Here is a 5142-nt window from a genome sequence, read left to right on the forward strand (position 1 = left end):
GCACCCCCTGGACCGTGTCCAGCACCGGCTCCGCCGGGTCCTCCTTCCCGCAGAGGGCACAGGCGTCCGCCAGGGGCTCATAGCCCGCAAGGCACAGAAGCCGCAGCTCGAAGGCGGGCTTTACCAGGGCGGGGGGCTTGCGTAAAGTAGAAAGGGCATACAGCCCGTTGAGGAGGTGCCGCAGCAGCTCCGGGGCGGGCACGTCCTCCGGGCAGACGGCCTCCGTCAGCTCCGCCATGTAGCAGCCCAGGGCCAGGGCCGTCAAATCTCCCCGGAGGCCGGGGAACAAATCCAGGGTGGACGCGTCGCTGGCGTAGTGCCAGTCCTTCCGCTGGTACAGGGTCCATTCGGCGTAGGCTAGGGGCTGGGCGGCGGCGGCAAACTTGCAGTTTTTCCGCCGGGCTCCCCGGGCGATGACCCCGATTTTCCCCGCCTCCCAGGTCAGGAGGGTCAGGATTTTATCCGTCTCCTTGGTCTCCGTCTCCCGGAGGACCACGCCGCGGTCCACGGCATAGGGTGTTCCCGCCACGGCGGCCTCCCTCCTTTATGTACGGAGAGGAATCATCTCTCCGTTTATGGCAAAAAGTTATCGGTTTCGTCCTCCGCCGACCGATAAAGCATATAGGCCAGGGGCTCGCCGGTGAGGCAGAACAGCTCCCAGAGGGGCGCGGGTTCCATATGGTCCATGTCGCAGGCCTCCTTTTGGGAATAGTCTGCGATTGCTGTCGAAAAGGATACGTGGAAAGTTCCGGTCAATCTGGAATTGAAAAATCCTCGCTTTTGAAGTTGCGGTAATACCGGCCCCTATCCGCCGTGAATTTCAGCACGCAATAGTCCGGGTCCGTGACACCTCGCGAGTAATACATGGTGTCTCCACGCCGCCAGAGGCGTTCTTTGCTCTCCGGGTCCTCCAGCACCTCCACGGTGCCGGAGAGGCTGACGCCCCGGAAAAAGAGTCGGTCCACAAAATAGATGCTCCCCTTGGGGTTTCTCCGGAAGGCCGCCACCTTCTGCGAGGAGGTATTCGTGCTGAACCAGAACACCCGGATGCCCTCCCGCTCCCGGGGCGCCAGCATGGCGCGGGTGGTGGGGAAGCCCCGGCTGTCGATATAGCTGAGATAGACGACCTTGGCCTTGTCGGCCATGCCGCCCACGATTTTTTCCGGGTCCCGCATCGCCTCAGTCCTCCCGATAGCCCAGGCTGCGGACGTAGTTCACGTTGTCCCGCCAGTTCTCCTTGACCNTCACCCAGGTTTCCAGATAAATCTGGGTGCCCATGNATTTCTCCATGTCGTGCCGGGCCAGAGAGCTGATTTTTTTCAGCATGGCCCCCTGCTTTCCAATGATAATGCCCTTGTGGCTGGCCTTTTCGCAGTAGATGGTGGCCCCCACGTCCACAACGCCGGAGTCCCGCTCGGAAAATTTCGTGATTTCCACGGCGGTGCCGTGGGGGATCTCCTTGTCCAGGCAGAGGAGCAGCTTCTCCCGGAGCAGCTCTCCCATGACCTGCCGCTCCGGCTGGTCGGAGGTCTGCCCGTCGGGGAAGAGCTGGGGCCCCTCCTGGGCGTATTTCCCCAGCTCCGCCATCAGCTCCTCCAGGCCGTCGCCGGTGCGGGCGGAAATGGGGATGATGGCGTCGAAGCCGTCCCAGGCCTCGCTGTAGGCGGCAATGACGGGGAGGAGCTCCGCGGGCTCCACGGTGTCGATTTTGTTGACGGCCAGGATGCAGTGAAGCCGTTCCTCCCGCACCCGGTCGATGAGGGCCTTTTCCGGCCCGCCTACATGGGGGATGGGCTCCACNAGGAGCNGGGCGCAGTCCACGTCGGNGAGGCTGGCGGTGACGACCTTGACCATGTAGTCCCCCAGGGCGGACTTGGGCCGGTGGAGGCCCGGGGTGTCCAGGAGGATGAACTGGGTGTCCTCCCGGTTGACCACACCGTAGATGCGGTTCCGGGTGGTCTGGGCCTTGTTGGAGACGATGGCGATTTTCTCCCCCACCAGGGCGTTGGTCAGGCTGGACTTGCCCACGTTGGGCCGTCCGCAGACGGTGATCATGGCGGTTTTTTGAATGTTCATAGGTGATCCTCAACTTTCTTTGAGNAATATTACTTTTTAAAAGTGTTTTTATAACCGTGGTCCGGCTTTTTTTACCGCACCAGGACCTTTTTGAGATACTGCCCGGTATACGATTCCTTACAGGCGGCCACACTCTCCGGCGTGCCGGTGCAGACGATGTTTCCCCCGCCGTCGCCCCCCTCGGGGCCCAGATCGATGATCCAGTCGGCGGACTTGATAACGTCCAGGTTGTGCTCGATGACCACCACCGTGTTTCCGCTGTCCACCAGCCGCTGGAGGACCTCCAGGAGCTTGCGCNCATCGTCGGTGTGGAGGCCCGTGGTGGGCTCGTCCAGAATATAGATGGTTTTTCCGGTGGCCTGCTTGGAAAGCTCCGTGGCCAGCTTCACCCGCTGGGCCTCGCCGCCGGAGAGCTCCGTGGAGGGCTGGCCCAGCTTCACATACCCCAGGCCCACGTCCTGGAGGGTCTGGAGGCGGTTGCGGAGCTTCGGCAGGGGGGCGAAGAACTCCAGCGCCTCGTCCACGGTCATGCCCAGCACCTCGGAGATATTTTTCCCCTTATAATGGACCTCCAAGGTTTCCCGGTTGTACCGGCGGCCCTTGCACACCTCGCAGGGGACGAAGATGTCCGGCAGGAAGTGCATCTCGATTTTCAGCACGCCGTCGCCGGAGCAGGCCTCGCAGCGTCCTCCCCGGACGTTGAAGCTGAACCGGCCCGGGCCATAGCCCCGGCTCTTGGCCTCCTGGGTGGAGNCGTAGAGGTCCCGGATATCGTTGAAGAGGTTCGTATAGGTGGCGGGGTTGGACCGGGGCGTCCGGCCAATCGGGCTTTGGTCGATGCTGACCACCTTGTCCAGGTATTCCAGCCCGTCGATCCCGGCACATTTGCCCGGGTGGACCTTCATGCGCATCAGCTCCGCCCCCAGGCGCTTGAAGAGCACCTCGTTCACCAGGGACGACTTACCGCTGCCGGACACGCCGGTGACCACAGTGAAGGTCCCCAGGGGGAAGTCCACGTCCACCTTGCGGAGGTTGTTCTCCTCCGCCCCCCGGACATGGAGGAATTTCCCGTTTCCGGGACGGCGGACGTCGGGAATGGGCACCCGTTTCTTCCCGGAGAGGTATTGGCCCGTCAGGGAATCCGGGTTGGCCATGACCTCCTCCGGCGTGCNCGCCGCCACCACCTGCCCGCCGTGGACNCCCGCGCCGGGGCCNATGTCGATGAGGTAGTCCGCCTCCCGCATGGTGTCCTCGTNGTGCTCCACCACCAGGAGGGTGTTTCCCAGGCTCTGGAGGTTCCGGAGGGTCGCCAGCAGCTTGTCGTTGTCCCGCTGNTGGAGGCCGATGGAGGGCTCGTNCAGGNTATACAGCNCTCCCATGAGGCTGGAGCCGATCTGGGTTGCCAGGCGGATGCGCTGGCTCTCGCCGCCGGAGAGGGTCCCGGCGGCCCGGCTCAGCGTCAGGTAGCCCAGGCCCACGGATTGGAGGAAGCCCAGGCGGGACTTGATTTCCTTCAAGATCCGATCGGCGATCAAATGCTGCTGCTCCGTCAGCTCCAGCTGCTCCACCCAGGCCAATTCGTCCACCACGGACAAACGGGTCAGGGCGTCGATGTCCTTTTCTCCCACGGTGACCGCCAGGGATTCCTTTTTCAGCCTCCGGCCCTTGCAGGCGGGGCAGGGGCACTCGGTCATCAGCTCCTCCAGCTCCCGCTTGCNGGCGTCGCTCTGAGTCTCCNGATAGCGGCGCTCCACGTTGTTNCAGATGCCCTCGAAGGGCTGGTACAGCACGCCCTTTCCCCGGGGCTGGTCATAGTGGAGCTCCAGCTTCTCCCCCTTGGTGCCGTAGAGGATGATGTCCTTGGCCNCGTCGGACAGGGTTTCCCAGGGCTCCTCCAGGGAGAAGCGGTATTTTTTTGACAACGCGTCGAAGTACATCCGGGAGATGCCGTCGGAGCGGATATTTCCCCAGCCGCTGGCCTGGATGGCCCCCTCCAGAATGGACTTTTTCGGCTCCGGGACCACCAGGGACACGTCCACCTTCAACTGGCTGCCCAGGCCCGTACAGGTGGGGCAGGCCCCGAAGGGGTTGTTAAAGGAGAACATCCGAGGGGTCAGCTCCTCGATGGAGACGCCGCAGTCCTCACAGGCGTAGTTCTGGGAGAACATCAGNNCCTGTTCCNCCCGCAAGANGNTCACCACCACCNGNCCGCCGGAGAGGGCGGAGGCGGTTTCCACGCTGTCCGTCAATCTCTGCTGGATGTCGGGGCGGATGATGAGGCGGTCGATGATGACCTCGATGTTATGCTTTTTATTTTTTTCCAGNTTGATCTCCTCGTCCAGCTCATAGAGGTTCCCGTCGGCCCGGACCCGGACGTAGCCGGAGCGCTTGGCGTCCTCGAAGACCTTGGCGTGCTNGCCNTTTTTACCCCGGATAACGGGGGCCATCACCTGGATGCGGGTCCCCTCGGGGAGGGAGAGCACCTGGTCGATAATCTGGTCGATGGTCTGCTGGCGGATCACCTTGCCGCACTTGGGGCAGTGGGGGGTGCCCACCCGGGCCCAGAGGAGGCGGAGGTAGTCATAGACCTCGGTGACGGTGCCCACGGTGGACCGGGGGTTTTTCGAGGTGGTTTTCTGGTCGATGGAGATGGCGGGGCTCAGGCCCTCGATGTAGTCCACGTCCGGCTTTTCCATCTGGCCCAGGAACATCCGGGCATAGGAGCACAGGGATTCCACATAGCGCCGCTGGCCCTCGGCGTAGATGGTGTCGAAGGCCAGGGAGGATTTGCCGCTGCCGCTGAGGCCCGTCATGACCACCAGCTTGTCCCTTGGGATGGTCACGTCGATGTTCTTGAGATTGTTGGCGCGGGCGCCTTTTACGATGATTTTATCTTGCATAAGGGGGCTCCTTGTTTTTCCCCCTGCCAGGGGGAGGGTTGTTCTCGCCCTGGCGGGCGGGGCGAATTGGATACCAGCGATGGCTGGTGCATTGCACCCCCCATTTTCTCTTTTTCTTCCAGAAGAAAAAGAGAAAACGGGCCGTGCACGGTCCAAAAGAGAAAAA

The 5142-nt window shown here is 62.7% G+C and carries 4 protein-coding genes; all 4 read right to left on the reverse strand.

Annotated features, from left to right (window positions below; translation table 11 throughout):
* Positions 1-529: DNA repair protein RecO (gene recO / locus JX325_RS12515; protein WP_204791445.1), on the reverse strand; the 529-nt coding region annotated here is incomplete at its 3' end.
* Between the two features lie 223 nt (positions 530-752).
* The gene (locus JX325_RS12520) at positions 753-1175 is read right to left on the reverse strand and encodes a pyridoxamine 5'-phosphate oxidase family protein (RefSeq protein ID WP_204791446.1); all 423 of its coding nucleotides are present in this window, start codon (positions 1173-1175) and stop codon (positions 753-755) included.
* Positions 1176-1179: 4 nt separating this feature from the next.
* A complete protein-coding gene (gene era / locus JX325_RS12525; RefSeq protein ID WP_204791447.1) occupies positions 1180-2076 on the reverse strand; it encodes a GTPase Era in 897 nt (298 codons plus the stop codon).
* A 71-nt stretch (positions 2077-2147) separates the two neighbouring features.
* Positions 2148-4976 (reverse strand): excinuclease ABC subunit UvrA, encoded by a 2829-nt coding sequence (gene uvrA / locus JX325_RS12530; RefSeq protein ID WP_204791448.1) that lies wholly within the window; start codon positions 4974-4976, stop codon positions 2148-2150.
* Positions 4977-5142: the final 166 nt, after the last annotated feature.

It is taken from the genome of Oscillibacter sp. CU971 (genome assembly GCF_905219725.1).
In the GTDB taxonomy this organism is placed as follows: Bacteria; Bacillota; Clostridia; order Oscillospirales; family Oscillospiraceae; genus Oscillibacter.

What these genes read in the sequence shown, in the direction of transcription:
- JX325_RS12520 (WP_204791446.1), bottom strand. Translation starts at nt 1,175, where the DNA reads ATGCGGGACCCGGAAAAAATCGTGGGCGGCATGGCCGACAAGGCCAAG.